The sequence below is a fragment of the Thermosipho melanesiensis BI429 genome (assembly GCF_000016905.1).
Lineage (GTDB): Bacteria > Thermotogota > Thermotogae > Thermotogales > Fervidobacteriaceae > Thermosipho > Thermosipho melanesiensis.
Genome location: NC_009616.1, coordinates 1,799,663 through 1,819,989, shown reverse-complemented (window position 1 = coordinate 1,819,989; position 20,327 = coordinate 1,799,663). Strand labels below are relative to the sequence as shown.

Genomic DNA, 20,327 nt, shown 5'->3' with positions numbered 1-20,327 from the left:
TATGAGGTTTGCTTTTGGAAGATATGTACCTACAAGCTCTATAATCCATTCACTAGATCCAAGAGTGAAAACTATTTCGTCATTTGTATTTGTTGTTTCTGTTTTGTTTGTTAAAGGATTTATGGGTTATTTATTTTTATTTGGAATTTTTTTGATTATTGCATTTTTATCAAATATAAAGTTGATTTTGTATTTAAAATCTGTGAAAAATATGTGGTTTTTGATAGTTTTTGCTTCGTTAATTCAATTTTTTATCAGTGGTTTTCAAATGGCTATGTTTATTTCTTTAAGACTTATTTTTGTGGTTTTGTTTGCTTCGTTCTTAACATATACTACATCTCCATTATTAATTGCAAGGGGATTGTCAGAACTTTTAAGATTTTTTGGAGTTAAGAAAAGATATCGTGATGATTTTGGTATGATAATGACTATTTCTTTTAGATTTATCCCTATTTTATTTGATGAAATTGATAGGATTATTAAAGCTCAGATAGCACGAGGGGCAAAATTCGATGAAAAAGGGTTAAAGTATAAAATTCAAGGAGTTGTTGCAATTGTAGTTCCATTACTTGTTTCTTCTATAAGAAAAGCTGAAGAAATTTCTATTGCATTACAAGCAAGAAAATATGGTGTGTTTGAGAGAAACAGTTATTATACTCTAAAATGGAAGTTTAAAGATACATTGTTTTTTGTCTTTTCTTTTTTAGTGTTGTTTTTAATAGTTGTTTTTAGTTGATGAAAAAGTGTTATAGTGTATAATTAAATTGTTAGATAAGTCTAATTTTAAGGGGGTAAAAAGATGAGGTTAGAAGGGAAAGTATGTATAATAACAGGAGCAGGAAGTGGGATAGGAAAGGCAGCGGCACTTTTATTTTCCCAAGAAGGAGCGAAAGTCATAGCGTGTGATGTTGTTGAGGAAAATTTAAAAAAGTTAAAAGAGGAAGATGACAGAATAGATGTTTTTGTGTTAGATGTAACAAACAGAGAAGCAATACAAAATATGGTTGATAATGTGGTTGAAAAATATGGAAGGATAGATGTATTGGTGAATAACGCGGGAATAACAAGAGATGCATTGTTGCTAAAGATGAAGGAAGAAGATTGGGACGCAGTAATAAATGTAAACTTAAAGGGTGTGTTTAACATGACTCAGGCAATAGCACCGATAATGTTAAAGCAGGGAAAAGGAAGTATAATAAATACATCGTCGGTAGTAGGAGTGTATGGAAATATAGGACAGACTAATTATTCGGCAACGAAGGCTGGAATAATAGGAATGACAAAGACCTGGGCAAAAGAGCTAGCGAGAAAAGGAGCACAAATAAGGGTAAATGCAGTAGCGCCAGGATTTATAAAGACACCGATGACGGAAAAAGTACCGGAGAGGATAATAAATGCATTAAATGAAAAAATACCATTAAAAAGGATGGGTGAAGCTGAAGAAGTAGCAAGAGTGTATTTATTTCTAGCATCAGATGAATCTTCATATATTACTGGCCAGGTTATTGGTGTTGATGGGGGATTAGTTATATAAAAGGCCAGCTTTACCTGGCCTTTTTTAGGAGGTTGAAGTATGATATTTACGTTAACAATGAACCCATGCCTTGATAGATATCTGTATGTAGACAAACTGGTAGTAGATGATACAATTCGTGTAAAAAAAGTAGTTGATTATCCTGCGGGAAAAGGTATTGATGTATCTCGAGTTATTAAGGAATTAGGAGGAGTTTCGGTTGCAATATCGCTACTGGGTGGAGAAACTGGTAGAAAAATAGAAGAAATGCTTGATAAAGAAGGAGTTATTTACAGTACAATTAGAGTTGATGTTGAAACAAGAACAAACATTATACTTGAAACATCTGAAGGACAATATAGATTTAGTATGCCAGGAAGGAAGGTATCTAAAAAAAAGCTACAATCAGTTTTAGAAATTTTGAATGCAATAGTTAGAAAAGATGATATTGTTGTTATATCCGGAAGTCTCCCAAAAGGTGTTTCTCCAGATTTTTATACCGGTATAATTTTTACATTAAAGCAGTGGGGAGTTTATGTCTATTTTGATGCTGATGGTGAAAAACTTAGAGCGGGTTTACTTGGAAATCCAGATGTAATAAAACCAAATGAACATGAAATTCAAAGATTGATAGAGAAGGAAATAAGAACATTAAAAGAATATAAGGAAGAAGGATTAAAATTATTAGAAAAGTACAATTTAAAAGAAATTTTGTTAACGCTTGGTTCAAAAGGTTCAATGTTGATTTCACATGAAAGCTGTTATTATGCTAAACCCCTCAATGTAAAGGTAAAAAGCGCAGTAGGTGCTGGTGATTCATTTCTTGCCGCATATGTTTTGAAGAGTGAAATTGGAAAAGAAGAAGCATTTAGATGGGCAAATGCCGCGGGAAATGCAGCTGTTATGACCCCAGGAACTGAATTATGTAAAAAAGATGATGTGTTAAGGTTGTTAAGTATGATAGAGGTGAGTGAAATTTAGTAATTTTTCTTTGGAATATTTGAACCAGTTAAGAGTGTCAAATAGTGTTTCACCAATGGGACGAGGTGTATAATTAATTTCTTTTTTTGCTTTTTCATGGCTGAAAGTGTAATTTCTTGTTAAAGTATGTATAGAGTATGGGGTAAATATGGGGGTATTGTTTGTTAAAAGTCCAAATGTGATGGAAAAAAGTGATGCAGAGTATGCAAGTTTTTGATTTATTATTTTGGGTATAGTTTTATAACCTGTAATTTTGTTAAGTAATTTTACAATTTCCGTTATTGAAAAGGTTTTATTTCCAAGTATATAGAATTCCCCCTTTTTTCCTTTTTCAGATAAAGCTATAATTCCATCTGCAACATCTCTTACATCAACAAAATCGAAAGAACCATCTATTATGTATTTTAACTTTCCAGATAAGTATTTTAGAAAGAACTTTCCCATTTCAGAAGGTTTAAAATCATATGGTCCGATAATCCCAGTGGGGCATATAGTAACTACATCCAGCCCAGCTTTAGCTGCATTTAAAATTTCAAGTGCGGCAGTTGCTTTCGATTTACCATATACTCCAGAAGTTTTTTTTGGATCGATTTTTGTTTCTTCGTTTATAATTGCTCTTTGTCTTGGTTCTTCAAATGCATGAACTGAACTTACGTATATAAGTCTTTTACCAGTTTTCATGCAAATGTTTATGATATTTCTTGTGCCATTAACATTTACTGAAAAGACTTTTTTCTTTTTCCAGGGTAAAATAGAAATATATGCGGCAAGATGAATAATTAAATCTGCATTCCTTGCGAATTTTTTTACAGTTTCATAATCTCTTATATCTCCTTTAACGATTTTTACATCTAAACCTTCTAAGCTCACACAATTGTCTTTTGGATGTACAAGTGCTACTATTCTTTCACCAGAGTTTTTTAACTTTCTGATTAAAACATTCCCTAAATGCCCCGAACCTCCAGTAATGAATATCATATCATTCGCCTCCAAATATGTTTTTAATGAATAATTCAAAACCCTTGTTGATGATTTCTAATTCATTATTTGGAATTTTTGAAGATATAACTTCAATTATCTTGTAAAATTCACTTGAAAAATTTTCAAATAATTTTTTTCCTCTATTTGTTGGAAAGATATGTATTACCCTTCTATCTTTTTTAGAACGTTTTCGTATTACTAGATTTTTATTTTCCAATTTATCAATTAGTACTGTAATAGTACTCTTTGAAAGTTCTATTTTTTCCGAGCAGTACTTCATTGAGACGGGAGCATAAAAATTTATGAAAAGAAATAGATAAAATTCATTTGTTGTCATTTTTGAAAATATAGGTTTTTGGTTAAAAAATTGAGTAAAATTAACCACTAGTTCAAATATAGATTTAAAGATAGTTTCTTTGTCCATTTTTTCTCCTCCAAATTAGTTTATATATTAAACCATTTAAATTATAAACTATTTATCCTATAAACTAAAATAAGTTTTTTGACAGTAATTAGGAGATAATTTCATTTAAATTTGTTTATTGGTATTTTTTGGTATAATATAAATAATATCTATGATAAGGGGGGATTTATATGATAGAGGGAAAATTTGTGAGGTTAAGAGAATATAAAAGAGAGGATCTTGAGAAAGCACGAGCTTTTATAAATAATTTTGAGATAAAGAAAAACCTTATTCTAGGAATTCCTTTTCCACTTAGAGTTGAGGACGAAATAAAATGGTATGAAGAAATTAATCCACATTCCGAAAAATCTTATTCATTTGCTATTGAGTTGAAAGAAATAGAAGAGTATATAGGAGGTTGCGGAATATTTAATATTAATTGGAAAAATTCCTTTTGTGAAGTTGGAATTTTTCTTGGACCAGAATATTTAAGTAAAGGATATGGGGCAGAAGCAATGAAATTGTTGGTAAATTTTATATTTACTGAGATGAATTTAAATAAGGTAAGATTAAGCGTTTTTTCTTTTAACAAAAGAGCAATTAGAAGCTATGAAAAGGTGGGATTTAAGAAGGAAGGAGTATTGAGAGAAGAAATATACAGAGATGGCAAATATTGGGATGTTATTGTAATGGGAATATTAAAAAGGGAGTGGTTTGATGATAAAAGAGATGAAAATGTTCTTTAATTCTGGGCAAACGTTTGATGTAACTTTTAGAATTAATCAATTAAAGACTTTAAAAAGAAATTTAGTTAGATATGAGGATGAAATCTATAAAGCTTTGTATAGAGATTTAGGAAAAAGTAAACAAGAATCATTTTTTACTGAATATTATTTAGTTATAAGGGAAATAAATTATTTTTTAAAAAATGTGAAAAAATTTTCAAAAGTAAAAAAAGTTAAGGTAGGATTAGAAGGGTTTTCTGGAAAGGGTCTATTGTACCCTGAACCTTATGGTGTTGTTTTAGTTATTTCACCGTGGAATTATCCTGTAAATTTAAGTTTAGTTCCACTAGTTGGTGCAATTGCAGCTGGTAATTGTGTGGTGTTAAAACCATCTGAGTATTCGGAAAATGTTTCAAAAGTTTTGGAAAAGATAATTTCTGAAACCTTTCAAAATAATTATGTTAGGGTAATAAATGGTGGTGTAGAGATTTCTAAAAAATTACTTGAGGAAGATCTTGATTATATATTTTTTACAGGAAATCCTAACGTTGGAAAATATGTTATGAAAAAAGCTGCGGAAAAATTAATTTCCGTAACATTAGAACTAGGTGGTAAAAATCCAGCAATTGTTGATGCAACATATGAATTAGAAAAAACTGCTAAAAAAATTGCATGGGGAAAATTATTAAATGCTGGTCAGACGTGCATTTCACCGGATTATTTGTTAATAGAGAAAAAGATTAAAGATGAATTTATTTACTTATTAAAGATTTACATGGATAAGTTTAAAAAAGATATGGCAAATATTGTAAATCATCGACATATTGAAAGGTTGCAAGGTTTATTATCAAGCACAAGTGGAGAAGTTATATATGGTGGTGGTGTAAATGGATTAAGATTTGAACCAACAATTGTAGATAATGTGAAAATTGAAGATGTGTTGATGTGTGAGGAGATTTTTGGACCTATTTTACCTATTATTTCGTTTGAAAATAAAGAAGATGTATTTGAAATTATAAGCAAGAATCCATATCCTTTGGCTTTGTATGTGTTTTCAAATGATAAATATTTTTTAACAAGAATCTTTAAAATTCAAGCTGGTGGCATTTCTGTTAATGATACAATTACACACTTTGTGCCTGAAGATTTTCCTTTTGGTGGTATAAAAACAAGTGGAATAGGACGATATCATGGGAAATATAGTTTTGAAACATTTACTCATTATAAACCTATCTACAAAAAAGGTATTTTTGAATTTCAGGTTAGGTATCCTCCTTATAAAAGATTTAAATTATTCAGGAAATTATTGATAAAATAATTGTTTAAGCCCTCTTAATGAGGGTTTTTTTCTTAACATTTCTTAATATTTCTTAAAACAAGTTGAAAATTTTTTTGGGAAAATGTGTTTGGACACCAAATTTGGAGGTGATGTTATGAAAAAAGTTTTGGGATTTAGTATTTTACTTTTAACGGTTTTACTTTTCTCAGAGACTTTGGTTATAAAGGGTTCAAACACAGTTTTTCCCATTGCACAACTTTGGATAGAAAGGTTAAAAGAAATTTCTCCAGAGCTTGAAATTACTTTAGAGGGAGCAGGTTCATCTACTGGTATAGCTGCACTGTTTAACAAAACAGCGGATATTGCAAATTCTAGTAGGTGGTTAAAAGAAAGTGAACTGGAAAAGATGCACAGTATGGGAAGATATTTTATCCCAATAGTTATTGGTTATGATGGAATTGCTGTTATTGTAAATAGGAAAATAGATTTAGAGAATATTACTTTGGAAATGTTGAAAAAAATATATACAGGTAAAATAAGGTATTGGAATCAGATTGATCCAAATCTTCCAAAAAAACAGATACAAATTTATTCCAGAAATACTGCATCTGGTACATTTGAAACTTTTGAAAAAATAGTTTTAAAGAATGAAAAAATGGCTCCTTGGGTTAGAATGGTTGAAAGTACAAGATTTGAAGTTGAAAGCGTAGAGAAAAATCCGTATGCGATAGCTTATATTGGGATAGGTTATGTCACAGATGAGGTGAAAGTATTGAAAGTTGAAGGTATTTTACCAACAAAAGAAACAATATTAGATGGAACGTATCCAATTTCAAGACCTCTTTTTATGTTTGTAGATGCGACAAATGGATATCCTGAAGCTGGTGCGATTAAGAAATATATTACTTTTGGATTATCAAAAGAAGGTCAAGATTTGGTTGAAAAAGCAGGTTATATTTCTGCATATGGATTTTAGGGAGGTTTTCTATGAGAAATTTTAAATATTATTTTCAACTTTCATTAATATACATATTTGCGCTGATATCGATCGCGGCGCTTTTCTTTTTGATTTATTTTGTGGTTAAAGAAGCATTTCCAGCAATTATAACTTTGAAATTGAAACCTTTTACAAGTGTGTATTGGTATCCAACTTATGAACCACCAGAGTTTGGGATGCTTTCTCTAATAGTTGGAACACTTTTTTTAACCATTTTTTCTTCTCTAATTACTATTCCGTTAGGTTATTTAATTTCTTTCTACTTGCATGCTTATTCAAAAAAACGTGAAAAGATACTTATAAAATATATAATTTCAGTTTTATCTGGTATCCCATCTGTAGTAATTGGTGCAGCTATTTTAATGTATATATCACCAATATTGTTGGATATGGGAATTTGGACAACTGAAAATTTTTTACTTGCTACTTTAGGTTTGTCTTTGCTTGCTTTACCATATTCTGTAACTCTTATGGCTGAATCACTCGATAGTGTTGCGATAGAGCTTGAAGAAAGTGCATTAGCACTCGGTGCAAGTAAATTTATTACTACTTTAAAGATAACAACCAAATCTTCTATTAACGGTATTATAAATGCAATTATTTTAACATTTAATAGAATTATTGGAGAGACTATGGTTGTATTATTGGTAGGTGGTGGTGCAGCAATTATACCACGCTCTTTATTTGATCCCGTGAAACCATTAACAGCAGCAATAGCAAGTGAAATTGGAGAGGCTGGAGTTGGAAGTATGCATTATCATTCTTTGTTTTTAGCAGGGCTAATACTTTTGATTATATCTTTGCTTTTAACTTATTATGCAAAGAAAAGAGGTAGGTTAAATGGATAGAATAATATCAGTTATTTTTAGAATTATAACTTTTTTCGTTGTTTTGATAATATTTTTGTTAATTTTCAAAATAATATTTGATGGTGCAAGGTATTTTTCTGTGGATTTTTTTACAAAATATCCAACAGATGGTATGACAACTGGTGGAATATTTCCAGCAATATTAGGTAGTTTGTATATAGTATTATTAAGTATTGTTTTTTCAGTACCATTAGGTATATTTACAGGAATTTTTCTATCTGAGTACAAAGATAGCAAATTATCTAAAATAGTTGATTTAGCTGTGACCTCTTTAAGTGGACTTCCGTCAATCGTATTTGGATTGTTTGGTTACGCTTTATTTTCAATTGCCTTGGGGTTTGGGACATCAATTTTATCTGCATCATTAACGCTTTCATTAATGGCATTACCAGTTATTTCTTCATCTACCAAAGAAGCGCTATTAAGTTTACCAGTTGAATTAAAAGAATCTGCGTATTCACTTGGAGCCAAGAAAAATGAGGTGATTTTTAAAGTTTTAATACCTGCAGTAAAGACTAATATATTAACTGCATCGTTAATTGGTTTTGGAAGAACTATAGGAGAAACTGCTCCAGTTTTAGTAACGGGAGCAGTTTTCTACTCAACTTCTTTGCCAAAAAGTATATTTTCACCAGTTATGACATTACCTACACATATTTACTATTTAGTTGCTGCATATGGAAAAGACTCAGTTTGGATGGCTAGTGCAAGTTCTTCAGCTTTATTGATTTTTGTATTAGTATTGTATCTTATAGCATTTAAAGTTGGAGGTATGAGAAAATGAAAATTATAGAGATAAAAAATTTTTCAGCCTTTTATGGTGAAAAAAAAGTTGTTAAGAATGTGAGTTTTGATATCTTTAAGAACAAAATTACGGCAATTATTGGACCATCTGGTTGCGGTAAGTCAACTTTGTTAAGGAGTGTAAATAGAATTAATGATAATATTCCAGGATTTAAAATAGAAGGAAATATATATTTTGAAGGAAAGGATATATATGATGGCGATGTTGATGTAACGATTTTGAGGAAGAAAATAGGTATGGTTTTCCAAAAACCTGTACCATTTCCTATGAGTATTTATGATAATGTTTCATTTGGATTGAAGATTCATGGTATTAAACGTAAAGAAAAATTAGATGAAATTGTAGAAAAATCTTTAAAGCAAGCTGCTTTATGGGATGAGGTAAGGCAAGAGTTGAATGAGCCAGCAAGTGAATTATCAGGTGGTCAACAACAAAGACTTTGCATTGCAAGAACACTTGCAATTCAGCCAGAAGTTCTTCTCTTGGATGAACCAACTTCTGCATTAGATCCAATAGCTACTCAAAAGATTGAAGCATTACTTGAAAAGTTATCTGAATTTTATACAATAGCCATAGTTACACATAATCTATCACAAGCAATTAGAATTTCTGATTATGTTGCTTTTATGTATCAAGGAGAATTGATAGAGTTTGCTGATACTCCAACAATTGTTAAAAAACCACAACATAAGTTAACTGAGGCATACTTAAATGGTAAAATAGGTTAAGGGGTGATGTTATGGAATCATTGCACTTTGAACGTGAATATGCACTTTTAAAAGCAGATATTTCTAAGATGTTATCTCTTGTATCAAATTCTTTTGAAAGTGCTGTAGAATCTTTGGAGTTTTTGGATAGTAAAGGTGCAAGAAGTGTAATTGAGAAAGATGATGAGATAGATCAGTTAAATAGAAATATTGAGGAAAAGATTTATGAGATTATAGCAAGATATAATCCTCAGGGAAAAGATTTGAGATATGTAATTACAATGATTAAGTTTTCAAATAATTTAGAAAGAATTGCAGATCTTTCCTGTAACATAGCTGAAAAAGTTTTATATATAAATCGTAATGGGATAAAATATAGAATTATTGAGGAGATAAAAGAAATGTTTGGGGTTTCCTTGAAAATGTTACATGATACTTTTATTGCATTTTCAAAAAAAGATTTAAAACTTTTAAAGAAAATTTGGGATGATGATAAGAAACTTGACGATATCGAAATAAAGATTAGAGAAAAATCCAAAAAAACTTTAAAAGATATTGATGAGTTAATTTTAAATATTTTAATAGCCAGGGATTTAGAGAGAATAGGGGATCATCTTAACAATTTATGCGAAGAAATTGTTTATATTGAAACAGGTAAGGAGCTGAAGGAGCTAGAATTATGAAAAGGATATTAATAGTTGAAGATGATGAAACGTTACGCGATTTATTAAAAAGATACATAAAATCTGAAGGATATGAGGTAGATGAAGCAGAAAATAATTTTGAGATGAGAAAAAAACTCAGTAAGGAAAGGTATGATTTAGTTTTACTTGACATTATGTTGCCTGATGGTTTATCAACTGATGAATTGCCTGAAATAAAGGTTCTTTATCCAAAACTTGGTATAATTATAGTTTCAGCGAAAGATAACGATAGTGATAAAATATATGGTTTGGAAATTGGCGCAGATGATTATGTGACAAAACCTTTTAATCCTAGAGAGGTAGTTGCAAGGATTAAGGCATTTTTTAGAAGAATTTCAGGTGAAAGAGAAGTAATAAAATTTGGGCAATTGCAAATTTTTTGTGATGATTACCTAGTAAAATTGAATGATAAGATAATTGATTTTACTGCAAAAGAGTTTGAAATTCTTTGTCTTCTTGCAAAAAATCCCAATGTGGTTTTTTCAAGAGAAAGGATTCTAGACATTGTGTGGAAAGATGAATTTATTTCTGATAGAGTTGTTGATGTTCATATAAGTAATATAAGAAATAAGTTAGGAAAAGATAGTATAATAACTGTTAGAGGGGTGGGGTATAAATTTAATGCAAGAAAGTATAACGAATGATTTTAGTTTTTTTGATAATTTTGATGATGCGATAATTAAACTTGATTTTTTAAAAGTGAAAAATTCAAATAAGACTGCAAAATCCTTGGGTTTTTTCGAAGGAAATGAAATTTTAGATGTTTTTACATCAAATAAAATAGATGAAATAACTAGATGGATTATTTCAAACGAAAGTTTTAAAATAGAAGATAAATTTTACTTTTTTCAATTAACAGATGAAAGATTTGTACGAATACGATATTTTCAAAGTTATTTGTTTATTAAAGATTTAACTGAGAAAGTAAAGGTAAAAGAAGCAAAAGTAAATTTTACTACTTCCATATCTCATGAACTATTTACTCCACTTTCAGCACTAAAAGGAAATTTGTATTTTTTAAGGGAGAATATTTCAGATAAGTTTACTTTAGAAGTGTTAAATCAAATGGAAAAATCAGTTAGAAGAATGGAAAGAATAATTCGTCAGTTAAAAATTATTTCTATGTTGGAACTTGGAATGTATGAACCAAAAAATGATATTATTGATGTGGAAAAATTGATTAACGAGGTTTTAGATGAGTTTTCTGAAAAAATAGAGTCCAAAAAGTTAAAATTTTCTGTTGAATTTAAAATAGATGAAGTAAAATTTGATAGCTTTATGTTGTATACAATAATTAAAAACATTGTATCAAATGCAATAAAATATTCCTATGAGGAAAGTACAATTTATATTATTGTTGATAAAGAAAGTATAACTGTCAAAGATAATGGTATCGGAATAAAAAAAGAAGATATAAAAAAAGTAACCGAAAGATTTTATAGAAGCAAAAATGCCATAAAAATGGCGCCTGGTTCTGGTCTTGGACTTTCAATAGTAAAACATATATGTAATATTTTAGGATGTAAATTAGACATAAAATCGGATTATTTGATTGGAACAGAAGTTAAAATTTATTATTAATTATGTGATTTTGTAAAGATGTTATTGCTGCACCTAATTCAATATTATTTTCCAATCCTCTGTAAATAATAGGAATTGGGTCTTTTGTTATCGATAATATCTTTTTTTGAAGATTTTGCGAGAACCAAGGTGTAACGCCTTCACCTGTAAGAATAACTTTTTTTGGTGTAAGGATTTTATAAATGTTTATTATTGCAGCGGTTAAATATACAAATATATCTTGGTAAATTATTTCTGCTTTTTTATTTGAGTATTCGTATAGTTTTCTAAGTTCTGCTAAATCAGTTTCGTAATCTTCTTCGTTTTCAATAAAATCTGTTATTTTTAAATTCCTAAATTTGTATTTTTTTAGTGCTGCGTAATCTGAGGCTAATGTTTCAAGACAACCTATAGAACCACAATAACAAGTTTCATTACCACCTGCATAAAAATGTCCTAATTCTAAGATTTTTTTATGGTTTTTACTTGCAAAATCGATGGAATTTAGGTAACATGCGCCAATTCCCGTACCGTAGTTTATAACCAATATCCTTACTCCTTCATGATTTACAAATTCCTCTGTGGCAATAGCTTCAACATCATTTAAAGCAGTAAAATCTATATCTTTAAAATGTTTCTTTATAACCCTTTCTAGAGAAAAATTTTCAAGTTTTAGTATATACGAGTTTACAACGTTGTTGTTAACATTTCCCGAAAAGGCTATGCCAATGGATTTGATTTTATCTTTGTGATGTACTTTAGAAAGTATCTGGTCAATAAGTTTTGACACATTTTCGTTTCCCATATCGTTTTTTGTGATTTTAATGGAATTTTTTTCTAAAATTTCAAACTTTGAATTAAAAACAGTAGCACTAATATATTCCCTCCCAACCTTTATACCTAATGAATACCAATATTCTGGGTTTAGATGAAGGGAATGTTTGGGGCGACCAAGCCCCATTTCCTTTTCGTTAATAGTTAAAATGTACTTTTTTATTTTGTTTAGAGAATATGAGATTGTAGAAGGAGAAATTTTAAGTATTTCTTCGAGCTGTTTTCTAGTTAACGTTTTTTTATAAGAAGTTCAAGCAATATTTTTTGAGAAGTTGTTAGTTCCATCAAATCACCTCGCTAATTATTTTTAGATATCTTTTTAAATGGGAAGTTGTTAAAAAATGTTTTTTAACAACTTTTTTTGCATTTTTTCCCATTTCTTCTCTAAGTTTGCTATTTTTTATAATTTCAAAGATAGCATCTGCAAGCTCATTTATATTATACCTTAAAAATCCATTGTATCCATCAATTATCTGTAAATTAATTCCACCAACTGGCCTTGCAACAACAGGGTTACCTTTCCATAACATTTCAGAAATTACCAAACCAAATCCTTCCTTTGTAGCCGTATGAAGTCCTACTGTAGATATTGTCTGAAAAGCATTAACTTCCGGATGCCCCACACCTTTTAAGTCGGTTAAGAAGTGAATGTCTCTATCTGTGCCGGCGTATCTTAGTATATCTTCAAACAATATCCAGCCTTCTGGATCATCTTTTGCCATAGCTGAGACAATTAATAGCTGAATGTCTATTCTTTCTTTTAAGATTTTGTATACATTTATAGCACTCTTTAAATCTTTCCAAGGGTCAAATCTTGCTACAACTGTTATTATAGGTCTATTTAAATCAATACCGTACTTTTCAACAATTTCTTTTATTGTATTTTCAGATAGCTTTCTGTTTTTATCACTTAATGGATCAATACTTGGAGGAAATTCTACTGCAATGCTTTTAAATGGTTCTTGGAAGTATTCTTTTAAGTGAAATAATGCTTTTTTGTACTTTCTGTTTGCTAATGTAATAACTTTGTCCCATATTTTGAGATTTGGTGAAGATGTATCAATGTGACATCTCCAAATATAATTTCCATTCTTGAACATTGGAATTAAATATGGTTGTGGATCATGAATTATTACAACATCAGCATCAAGGTCTAACTTTTCAGCATTTTCTTTGTTTATTTTAACATAAAATTCCAATTCATCTTCGGATAGCTCTATATCTTCACCTTGAAAAGCGTTGTGTATTTTTTTTGTAATGTTGAAAAATTCCATTGGAGCTTCTAATACTTCCCACTGCGCATTCAATCCTAGGTTATTCATCAACGGAATAAGGGTGTACAAAAGTTCTGCAACTCCTCCACCATAAGACGTAGCATTTACATGAATAACCTTTAGATTTTTTAAATTTTTAGCAAGTTCAATTAATTCTTCAACGTCATTTTTTGAAATAAATTCATAATCTTTAATGCTTTTTTGGGGAAGTTTTACCTTCATATTTTTCAGCCTCCTATTTTTTTGAATTTCGAAATAATTATAACATATTAATAATAGATGAAAAATTACAATATATTGAGTTATTTTTATCGAAAATAAAATAGTTTATTTTAAATACTATAAATAAAGAATAATATATTATTTCTGAATAAATTAGATATCATTAAATGATTTTATGAAACGTTTCCAATATAAATTATAGTTGTTTATATCAATTTATTCATTTTGAAAATTGTTTAATGAAAAAAATCTATTTTACACATAAGTTTCCAAATTTGTGCAAAATATGTTAATATAAATTCGAACTTAAAAAAAAGGAGGTGTTCTTTTAATGAAAAGATTAGTTGTTTTAGGCATTTTATTGTCACTTTTTGTATTATCGCTTGGAATTACTACAATTACTATGACATCCGGTGGTGTGGGAAAAGAACTTGAAGTTTTATACGCACAGCTAAAAGAGTTTATGAAGGAAAATCCTGATATAGTAGTTACTGTTATTCCAATGCCAGATTCTTCTACAGAAAGACATGATTTGTATGTTACGTATTTGGCTGCAGGAGAAAGTGATCCTGATGTGTTAATGTTAGACGTAATTTGGCCTCCAGAATTTGCTCCATTTTTAGAGGATTTAACAGATGATTATCAATACTTTGAACTTGATAAGTTTTTACCAGGTACAGTTAAATCTGTTACAGTAATGGGAAGAATTGTTGCAGTTCCATGGTTTACTGATGCAGGCCTTTTGTATTACAGAAAAGATTTACTTGAAAAATATGGATACAAAAAACCACCTGAAACATGGGATGAATTGGTTGAGATGGCAAAAAAGATTTCACAAGCCGAAGGTATAGAAGGTTTTGTTTGGCAAGGTGCAAGATACGAAGGATTAGTATGTGATTTTATGGAATATTTATGGTCTTTTGGAACAGATGTTTTAAATGAAAATGGAAATGTTGTAGTCAATAATCCTAAAGCGGTAGAAGCATTGCAATTTATGGTAGATTTAATTTACAAAAATAGAATTTCTCCTGAAGGTGTAACAACGTACATGGAAGAAGATGCAAGAAGAATTTTCCAAAGTGGTAATGCAGTATTTATGAGAAATTGGCCATATGCATGGTCGCTTGCAAATTCCGATGATTCACCTATAAAAGGAAAAGTGGGTATTGCACCACTCCCAAAAGGTCCTGGTGGTAAACACGCAGCAACATTGGGTGGATGGAATTTAGGAATTAATGCAAATTCTTCACCAAAAGAAAAAGAAGCTGCAAAGAAATTAATTAAGTTCCTTACAAGTCACAATCAACAATTGTATAAGGCAATTAATGCAGGGCAAAATCCAACAAGAATGGCCGTATATGAAGAGCCAAAATTGAAGGAAGTTAATCCATTTATGGTCGAGTTGTTTGATGTATTCATTAATGCTCTTCCAAGACCAAGGGCAGTAAATTACGCGGAAATTTCTGATGCAATTCAAAGACATATTCACGCGGCCTTGACAAGACAGGTTACACCTGAACAAGCTATAAAAGATTTAGAGAAGGAGTTAAAAATGCTTATAAAATAATGGGGGGTTATCCCCCCTAGTTATTGATGTGAGGTGGTAAAAAATGCATAAAAAAGAACCAATTGTAACTTTTTGGATGATTTTTCCAGCAATATTTGTTATTTCTGTAATAGCATTTTTTCCGCTTTTTAAAACTTTTTACGATAGTTTTTTTGATTTTGGTTTGAACCCAAGATTTCCCAAGGAATTTGTTGGGTTTGGAAATTATATAAAGCTCTTTAACGATTCAAGGTTTTGGGATTCTTTAAAAACAACAGTTATTTTTACTGTTATTTCAGTTTCACTTGAAACAATTTTGGGGCTTTTGATAGCGTTAGTTGTTCATCAAAATTTTAAATTTAGAGGGGCAATTAGAGCGGCTATGCTAATTCCTTGGGCAATTCCAACAGCGATTTCTTCTCAGATGTGGAGATGGATGTTTAACGATCAATTTGGGATTATTTCAAGATTATACGAGGCTTTAGGAATTATAGAACCTGGAACACCAATTTTGGGAAGACCTGGGCTTGCCTTGTGGGCGATAATTCAAGTTGATGTTTGGAAAACCACACCTTTTATGGCGTTGTTGATTCTTGCGGGATTACAACTTATACCTGAACAATTATATGAAGCTGCCAAAATTGATGGTGCAAACATGTTACAAAGATTTTTTGAAATAACATTACCACAAATTACGCAGACAATTGGTATTGCGTTAATATTTAGAACATTAGATGCTTTAAGGGTTTTTGATGTTGTTTATGTTATGACAAGGGGAAGTGTAGGAACTGAAACGTTATCTGTTTATAATAGATCACTTCTGATGGATAGGGCATTTACAGGAACATGGTTTGGTTATGGTTCGAGTCTTTCTGTGATTATATTTTTATTGATATCTGTATTTGCCGTAATTTATATTAAATCACTAAAATTGCAGATAGACTAGGGAGTGATAATATGAAAATGAAAAAGATATTATATAAGTTTTTTTTATACATTGCGGTTGTGTTAATCTTTGTTTGGTGTGTATTTCCATTTTATTGGGCAGTAATTTCTTCGTTAAAACCCGACAAAGATTTATTTGAATTAAACCCTTCTTTGTTCCCTAAAAGAATAACCTTTGAAAATTATATAAAGGTTTTTACTGAAAGACCTTTTCATATAAATATTTGGAATAGTATTGTTGTATCTGGAATAACAACAATACTATCATTGGCAATTGGTTCACTTGCTGGCTATGCTATTGCTAGGTTCAAATTCAAAGGAAAAGTTGTTGTGATGTCTTTGATTTTAGCAGTTAGTATGTTTCCACAAGTTTCTATTTTAGGTTCGTTGTTTGTTATTTTAAGAAAATTAAAGTTAATTAATACTTATGCAGGGCTTATATTACCATATGTATCTATGACATTGCCACTGACTACTTGGATTTTACAAAATTTCTTTAGAGAACTTCCAAGGGAAGTGGAAGAATCGGCGGCAATAGATGGTTGTTCAAAGCTTAGAACATTATGGTCGATTGTTTTGCCAATGGCTGCACCGGGGCTTGTAGCTACTGGGCTTTTAACGTTTATCTCAGCATGGAATGAATTTTTGTATGCTTTAACGTTTATGCAAAGACCAAATAAATATACTGTTCCAGTTGCAATTGCTTTGTTTAAAGGAGCATCTCAGTATGAGATTCCTTGGGGACAAATTATGGCTGCTGCAGTTATTGTTACTACACCTCTAGTCATTTTGGTACTTATTTTCCAAAAAAAGATTATAGCAGGTCTTTCCGCAGGTTCAGTTAAAGGATAGAATTTAAATAAATGTAATACTTTGCAATCAGTTTTTGATTGCAATTTTTTGTTGTTTTCTAAAATTTAATTTATTCTTAATTGTTTCAAAAGCTAAAGAAGTGGTATAATTTTATTGAGTTTTTTATTTATGAGGTGAGTATATGAATTTGGGAGTTATAAAATGTTTGAAAGATAAATCAAAAAAAGATTTAAGGATTTTGTATGCATCGGAAGAATTTTTGCAATTTTTAAACGTTAATGAAATATCAATATTTGATGATATTTCATCTAGATTAGATGAGGATATAGTAAAAAAAATTAAAAATTTAATGTTTTTAAATAAACCTAGTCGATTATTTGTTTATTCTGTAAATTTTAGTGGTTTTATTGAAATAACTGTTATTCCAGAAGGTGATTTTTGTTGGATTGTGTTTAGTGATTTGTCTGAATTTTTGAAAAAACAGTATGAAATGAATAGATTAGATTTTTTTAATAAATTGGAGCTTGAATTATTATCTGTTTTTATAGATCCAAAAGATATCTTTGAAGTTTATAATTCATTAGTAGAGAAATTTATGAAAATTGATGGCGTATATTCAGTTGGAATTTTTCGTGTTGAAAATGGTGTAGTAAAAGAAATTTCTTCATCTAAAAATTTCGTTTATTCGGATAATCTTGAGTTAAAGCTTACGGAGATATATAAGAATGGTAAATATTATATTGAAAAAATTAATGGAAAATATGTTTTATTTTTTCCTATTTACCATTCAAATATTGTTATTGAGATAGTAATTTTTGAATTAGAGGATAAAAAGTTTTTTGATGAATATTTGCTTAATTTTTTAAAGGAGATTGAAGTTGCTATCTCAATGACTATAGATAGGATTTCTTTAAAAAATGAGATTTCACGTAAAAATCATCAATTATTGGAAGCAATAGATGATATTATTGAAGTTATGTCAAAAATAGTTGAATTAAGAGATCCGTACACTGCGGGACATCAGAAAAACGTTTCTAGGCTTTCATATGAAATTGGAAAAAGATTAGGTTTTGACAATGAACGATTACTTATTTTAAAATATGCAGCGTTGGTTCATGATATTGGTAAAATTGGTGTTCCTATTGAAATTTTAGTTAAACCTTCAAAGCTTTCTGACTTAGAATTCAACTTAATTAAGGAGCATCCAAAAATAGGTTATAATTTGTTATCTGATTTAATTTCACCTTACGATAAAATAAGTGAAATTGTACTTCAACATCATGAAAGAATAGATGGAAGTGGTTATCCATTTGGATTAAAGGGAGATGATATCTTGATGGAATCAAAAGTTATAGCAGTAGCTGATACTGTTGATGCAATGATATCTCATAGACCGTATAGACCTTCTTTGGGATTGGAAAAAGCAATTGTTGAATTAAAAAATAATGCAAGAAAAAAATATGACGAGAAAGTTGTTGAAGTATGTCTAGATTTGTTTAATGAAGGTTTTAAATTTTATTGATTTTATAAAGGGAGGTGGAAGTATATGAGCTTAAAAGTAAAAATTTTGTTGATGGTAATGATACCTTTCTTGGTTTTGTTTTTTATGGGGTTTTTTACGGTAACTAAGATTAATAGCTATAAAAACTTAACCTTGCAAGTTGTTGATAATTTTGCAAGTGCATTTCAGACAAACAAAATGTTGGATGAAATTTTAATGTCAATAAAAGAAAACAAAAGTATAAATGATTTGTTAGCGCAAATTGAAGAGATACTTACTGATAATAATTTAAAAAAGGAATTTTTGGTTCTTAAATATAAAATAGTGAATGGGACTGTAAATGAAAGGGAAATAGAAGATTTTAAAACAAAGTTCTATAGATTAATTGAGGAAGACAAGCAGAAAATTATTCAGACCCAAGAGAATCTTGAAAGTTTTTCAAATGTGATGTTAATTTATTTACCGATAATAATTTTGATTATATCAGCATTTGTAGTGTTGTATCTCTTGTCTAAAATTTTGAAATATTTAAATCCGGTTATAGAAGCATCACGTTCATTAAAAAATAACGATTTAACTATTAAAATAACAAGAACAAATAGTAAGGATGAATTTGGGATTATGTTGGATGAATTTAAATCTTCAATAGAATATTTAAGGGAAAATCTCAAACAAATCCAAGAAGAAGCACTGTTTGTTTCGGAAAATATAGAGGTGGTAAGTGATGAAATTGAAGATGTTACAAATCAAACAGTTGAGACTACGAATAATTTAATGAGTATTTCTCAAAGTGTTGAAGCTATTTCAGCAAGTATACAGGAAACAACTGCAGGTGCTCAGGAGATAAGTTCTGCAACTAAGCATATAGCCGATAGTGCACAGGATTCTGCTATTTTTGCCGAAAAGAGTTCTGAGAACGCAAAAGAAGCTGGAAAAATATTGAGAAAAGTTATTAATAGTACCAAGATAATAGCTGATTCTACAAGAGATGTTGAGAGGGTTGTGGAAAGTTTTAGCAAAGGTGCACAGGATATTACGCAATTTATTGAAACAATAAATCAAATTGCTGAGCAAACAAATTTGCTTGCGTTAAATGCAGCAATAGAAGCTGCAAGAGCGGGAGAGGCTGGAAAGGGTTTTGCAGTAGTTGCGGATGAAATAAGAAAGTTGGCGGAAGAAAGTAAGATTGCTTCTGAAAAAATAAAAGTTGTTGTTGATGAAATTGGCAAGATAGCAGCAGATGCAAGAAATGTTTCCAATGAAATTACTGAACACGTTAAAGAAGGAGCAAAACTTGCCGATCAAGCTGATGAAAAATTGAATGAAATAATTGCTGCAATAGATAAAATAAATGAAATGCTTCAAAATATTGCCGCATCCGTTGAAGAACAAACAGCGGCTGTGGATGAAATAGCAACGGCGATGACAGATAATGCAAAGAATGTTGAAAATATTAATGCTAGTATAGAAGAAATAAATAGTTTGATGGAAGAGACAACGGCAAATGCTGAAGAGATAACTTCTAGAGTTAAACTTATTCGAGAAAACGTAGTACAGTTAAAGAAAATCGTTGCAAGGTATAAGATTTAGGTGGTTAATTTTAAGATATGATTTGATATGAACAAACCCTTCCGTAAGTTTCGGAAGGGTTTGTTTTAAAATAACTCT

At 30.0% G+C, this 20,327-nt stretch carries 21 protein-coding genes; 17 read left to right on the top strand and 4 right to left on the bottom strand.

Translation table 11 applies throughout. The features are described 5' to 3' along the window. The first annotated feature begins 1 nt into the window (after position 1). The 3 genes from TMEL_RS09380 to TMEL_RS09370 all read left to right on the top strand — a co-directional run bounded on the left by TMEL_RS09380 (position 2) and on the right by TMEL_RS09370 (position 2,494). Positions 2 to 736, top strand: a complete 735-nt coding sequence (locus TMEL_RS09380; RefSeq protein ID WP_012058029.1) for an energy-coupling factor transporter transmembrane component T family protein — start codon at positions 2 to 4, stop codon at positions 734 to 736. A gap of 63 nt (positions 737 to 799) precedes the next feature. Next, the gene (gene fabG, locus TMEL_RS09375; RefSeq protein ID WP_012058028.1) at positions 800 to 1,534 is read left to right on the top strand and encodes a 3-oxoacyl-[acyl-carrier-protein] reductase; all 735 of its coding nucleotides are present in this window, start codon (positions 800 to 802) and stop codon (positions 1,532 to 1,534) included. A gap of 39 nt (positions 1,535 to 1,573) precedes the next feature. Then, a complete protein-coding gene (locus tag TMEL_RS09370; protein ID WP_012058027.1) occupies positions 1,574 to 2,494 on the top strand; it encodes a 1-phosphofructokinase family hexose kinase in 921 nt (306 codons plus the stop codon). On the opposite strand, the gene TMEL_RS09365 is transcribed toward TMEL_RS09370, so the two are convergent. Further along, on the bottom strand, positions 2,465 to 3,472 hold the full coding sequence (locus TMEL_RS09365; protein ID WP_012058026.1) for an NAD-dependent epimerase/dehydratase family protein: 1,008 nt from the start codon (positions 3,470 to 3,472) through the stop codon (positions 2,465 to 2,467). The two genes, TMEL_RS09370 and TMEL_RS09365, sit on opposite strands and share 30 nt — an antisense overlap. 1 nt (position 3,473) lies before the next feature. Then, positions 3,474 to 3,899: a MarR family winged helix-turn-helix transcriptional regulator gene (locus tag TMEL_RS09360; protein ID WP_012058025.1), complete on the bottom strand. Its 426-nt coding sequence runs from the start codon at positions 3,897 to 3,899 to the stop codon at positions 3,474 to 3,476. A 170-nt stretch (positions 3,900 to 4,069) separates the two neighbouring features. Here TMEL_RS09360 and TMEL_RS09355 point away from each other — a divergent pair, with 170 nt between their 5' ends. The 9 genes from TMEL_RS09355 (at position 4,070) to TMEL_RS09315 (ending at position 11,545) form a co-directional block, all read left to right on the top strand. Next, a complete protein-coding gene (locus tag TMEL_RS09355; RefSeq protein ID WP_012058024.1) occupies positions 4,070 to 4,624 on the top strand; it encodes a GNAT family N-acetyltransferase in 555 nt (184 codons plus the stop codon). Further along, complete coding sequence (locus TMEL_RS09350; protein ID WP_012058023.1) at positions 4,596 to 5,921, top strand: aldehyde dehydrogenase family protein; 1,326 nt, start codon at positions 4,596 to 4,598, stop codon at positions 5,919 to 5,921. The genes TMEL_RS09355 and TMEL_RS09350 overlap by 29 nt, the downstream gene beginning before the upstream one ends. A 115-nt stretch (positions 5,922 to 6,036) precedes the next feature. Continuing rightward, positions 6,037 to 6,858, top strand: coding sequence for a phosphate ABC transporter substrate-binding protein PstS family protein (locus TMEL_RS09345; protein WP_012058022.1), 822 nt, complete (start codon positions 6,037 to 6,039; stop codon positions 6,856 to 6,858). A gap of 11 nt (positions 6,859 to 6,869) precedes the next feature. Beyond that, positions 6,870 to 7,727 (top strand): PstC family ABC transporter permease, encoded by an 858-nt coding sequence (locus TMEL_RS09340; protein ID WP_012058021.1) that lies wholly within the window; start codon positions 6,870 to 6,872, stop codon positions 7,725 to 7,727. Continuing rightward, complete coding sequence (gene pstA, locus TMEL_RS09335) at positions 7,720 to 8,532, top strand: phosphate ABC transporter permease PstA (protein ID WP_012058020.1); 813 nt, start codon at positions 7,720 to 7,722, stop codon at positions 8,530 to 8,532. The genes TMEL_RS09340 and pstA overlap by 8 nt, the downstream gene beginning before the upstream one ends. Then, positions 8,529 to 9,281, top strand: coding sequence for a phosphate ABC transporter ATP-binding protein PstB (gene pstB / locus TMEL_RS09330; protein WP_012058019.1), 753 nt, complete (start codon positions 8,529 to 8,531; stop codon positions 9,279 to 9,281). The genes pstA and pstB overlap by 4 nt, the downstream gene beginning before the upstream one ends. 11 nt (positions 9,282 to 9,292) lie before the next feature. Then, entirely contained in the window at positions 9,293 to 9,943 is a 651-nt protein-coding gene (gene phoU / locus TMEL_RS09325) for a phosphate signaling complex protein PhoU (protein ID WP_012058018.1), read from the top strand. Then, a complete protein-coding gene (locus TMEL_RS09320) occupies positions 9,940 to 10,608 on the top strand; it encodes a response regulator transcription factor (RefSeq protein ID WP_012058017.1) in 669 nt (222 codons plus the stop codon). Before phoU ends, TMEL_RS09320 begins: the two co-directional genes overlap by 4 nt. After that, positions 10,586 to 11,545: a sensor histidine kinase gene (locus TMEL_RS09315; RefSeq protein ID WP_012058016.1), complete on the top strand. Its 960-nt coding sequence runs from the start codon at positions 10,586 to 10,588 to the stop codon at positions 11,543 to 11,545. The genes TMEL_RS09320 and TMEL_RS09315 overlap by 23 nt, the downstream gene beginning before the upstream one ends. On the opposite strand, the gene TMEL_RS09310 is transcribed toward TMEL_RS09315, so the two are convergent. Then, positions 11,529 to 12,485: an ROK family protein gene (locus TMEL_RS09310; protein WP_012058015.1), complete on the bottom strand. Its 957-nt coding sequence runs from the start codon at positions 12,483 to 12,485 to the stop codon at positions 11,529 to 11,531. The two genes, TMEL_RS09315 and TMEL_RS09310, sit on opposite strands and share 17 nt — an antisense overlap. 157 nt (positions 12,486 to 12,642) lie before the next feature. Next, a complete protein-coding gene (locus tag TMEL_RS09305) occupies positions 12,643 to 13,854 on the bottom strand; it encodes a glycosyltransferase (RefSeq protein ID WP_012058014.1) in 1,212 nt (403 codons plus the stop codon). Positions 13,855 to 14,185: 331 nt separating this feature from the next. Here TMEL_RS09305 and TMEL_RS09300 point away from each other — a divergent pair, with 331 nt between their 5' ends. From TMEL_RS09300 to TMEL_RS09280, 5 genes are all read left to right on the top strand, one after another. Then, complete coding sequence (locus TMEL_RS09300) at positions 14,186 to 15,421, top strand: ABC transporter substrate-binding protein (protein ID WP_012058013.1); 1,236 nt, start codon at positions 14,186 to 14,188, stop codon at positions 15,419 to 15,421. A 43-nt stretch (positions 15,422 to 15,464) separates the two neighbouring features. Then, positions 15,465 to 16,346 (top strand): carbohydrate ABC transporter permease, encoded by an 882-nt coding sequence (locus tag TMEL_RS09295; protein WP_012058012.1) that lies wholly within the window; start codon positions 15,465 to 15,467, stop codon positions 16,344 to 16,346. Positions 16,347 to 16,357: 11 nt separating this feature from the next. Next, complete coding sequence (locus TMEL_RS09290) at positions 16,358 to 17,197, top strand: carbohydrate ABC transporter permease (RefSeq protein ID WP_012058011.1); 840 nt, start codon at positions 16,358 to 16,360, stop codon at positions 17,195 to 17,197. A gap of 142 nt (positions 17,198 to 17,339) precedes the next feature. Further along, positions 17,340 to 18,680 carry an HD-GYP domain-containing protein gene (locus TMEL_RS10000; protein WP_012058010.1) on the top strand — a complete coding sequence of 447 codons (1,341 nt, stop codon included), beginning with the start codon at positions 17,340 to 17,342 and terminating at the stop codon, positions 18,678 to 18,680. 24 nt (positions 18,681 to 18,704) lie between these two features. Next, positions 18,705 to 20,249 carry a methyl-accepting chemotaxis protein gene (locus TMEL_RS09280; protein WP_012058009.1) on the top strand — a complete coding sequence of 515 codons (1,545 nt, stop codon included), beginning with the start codon at positions 18,705 to 18,707 and terminating at the stop codon, positions 20,247 to 20,249. Positions 20,250 to 20,327 lie beyond the last annotated feature (78 nt).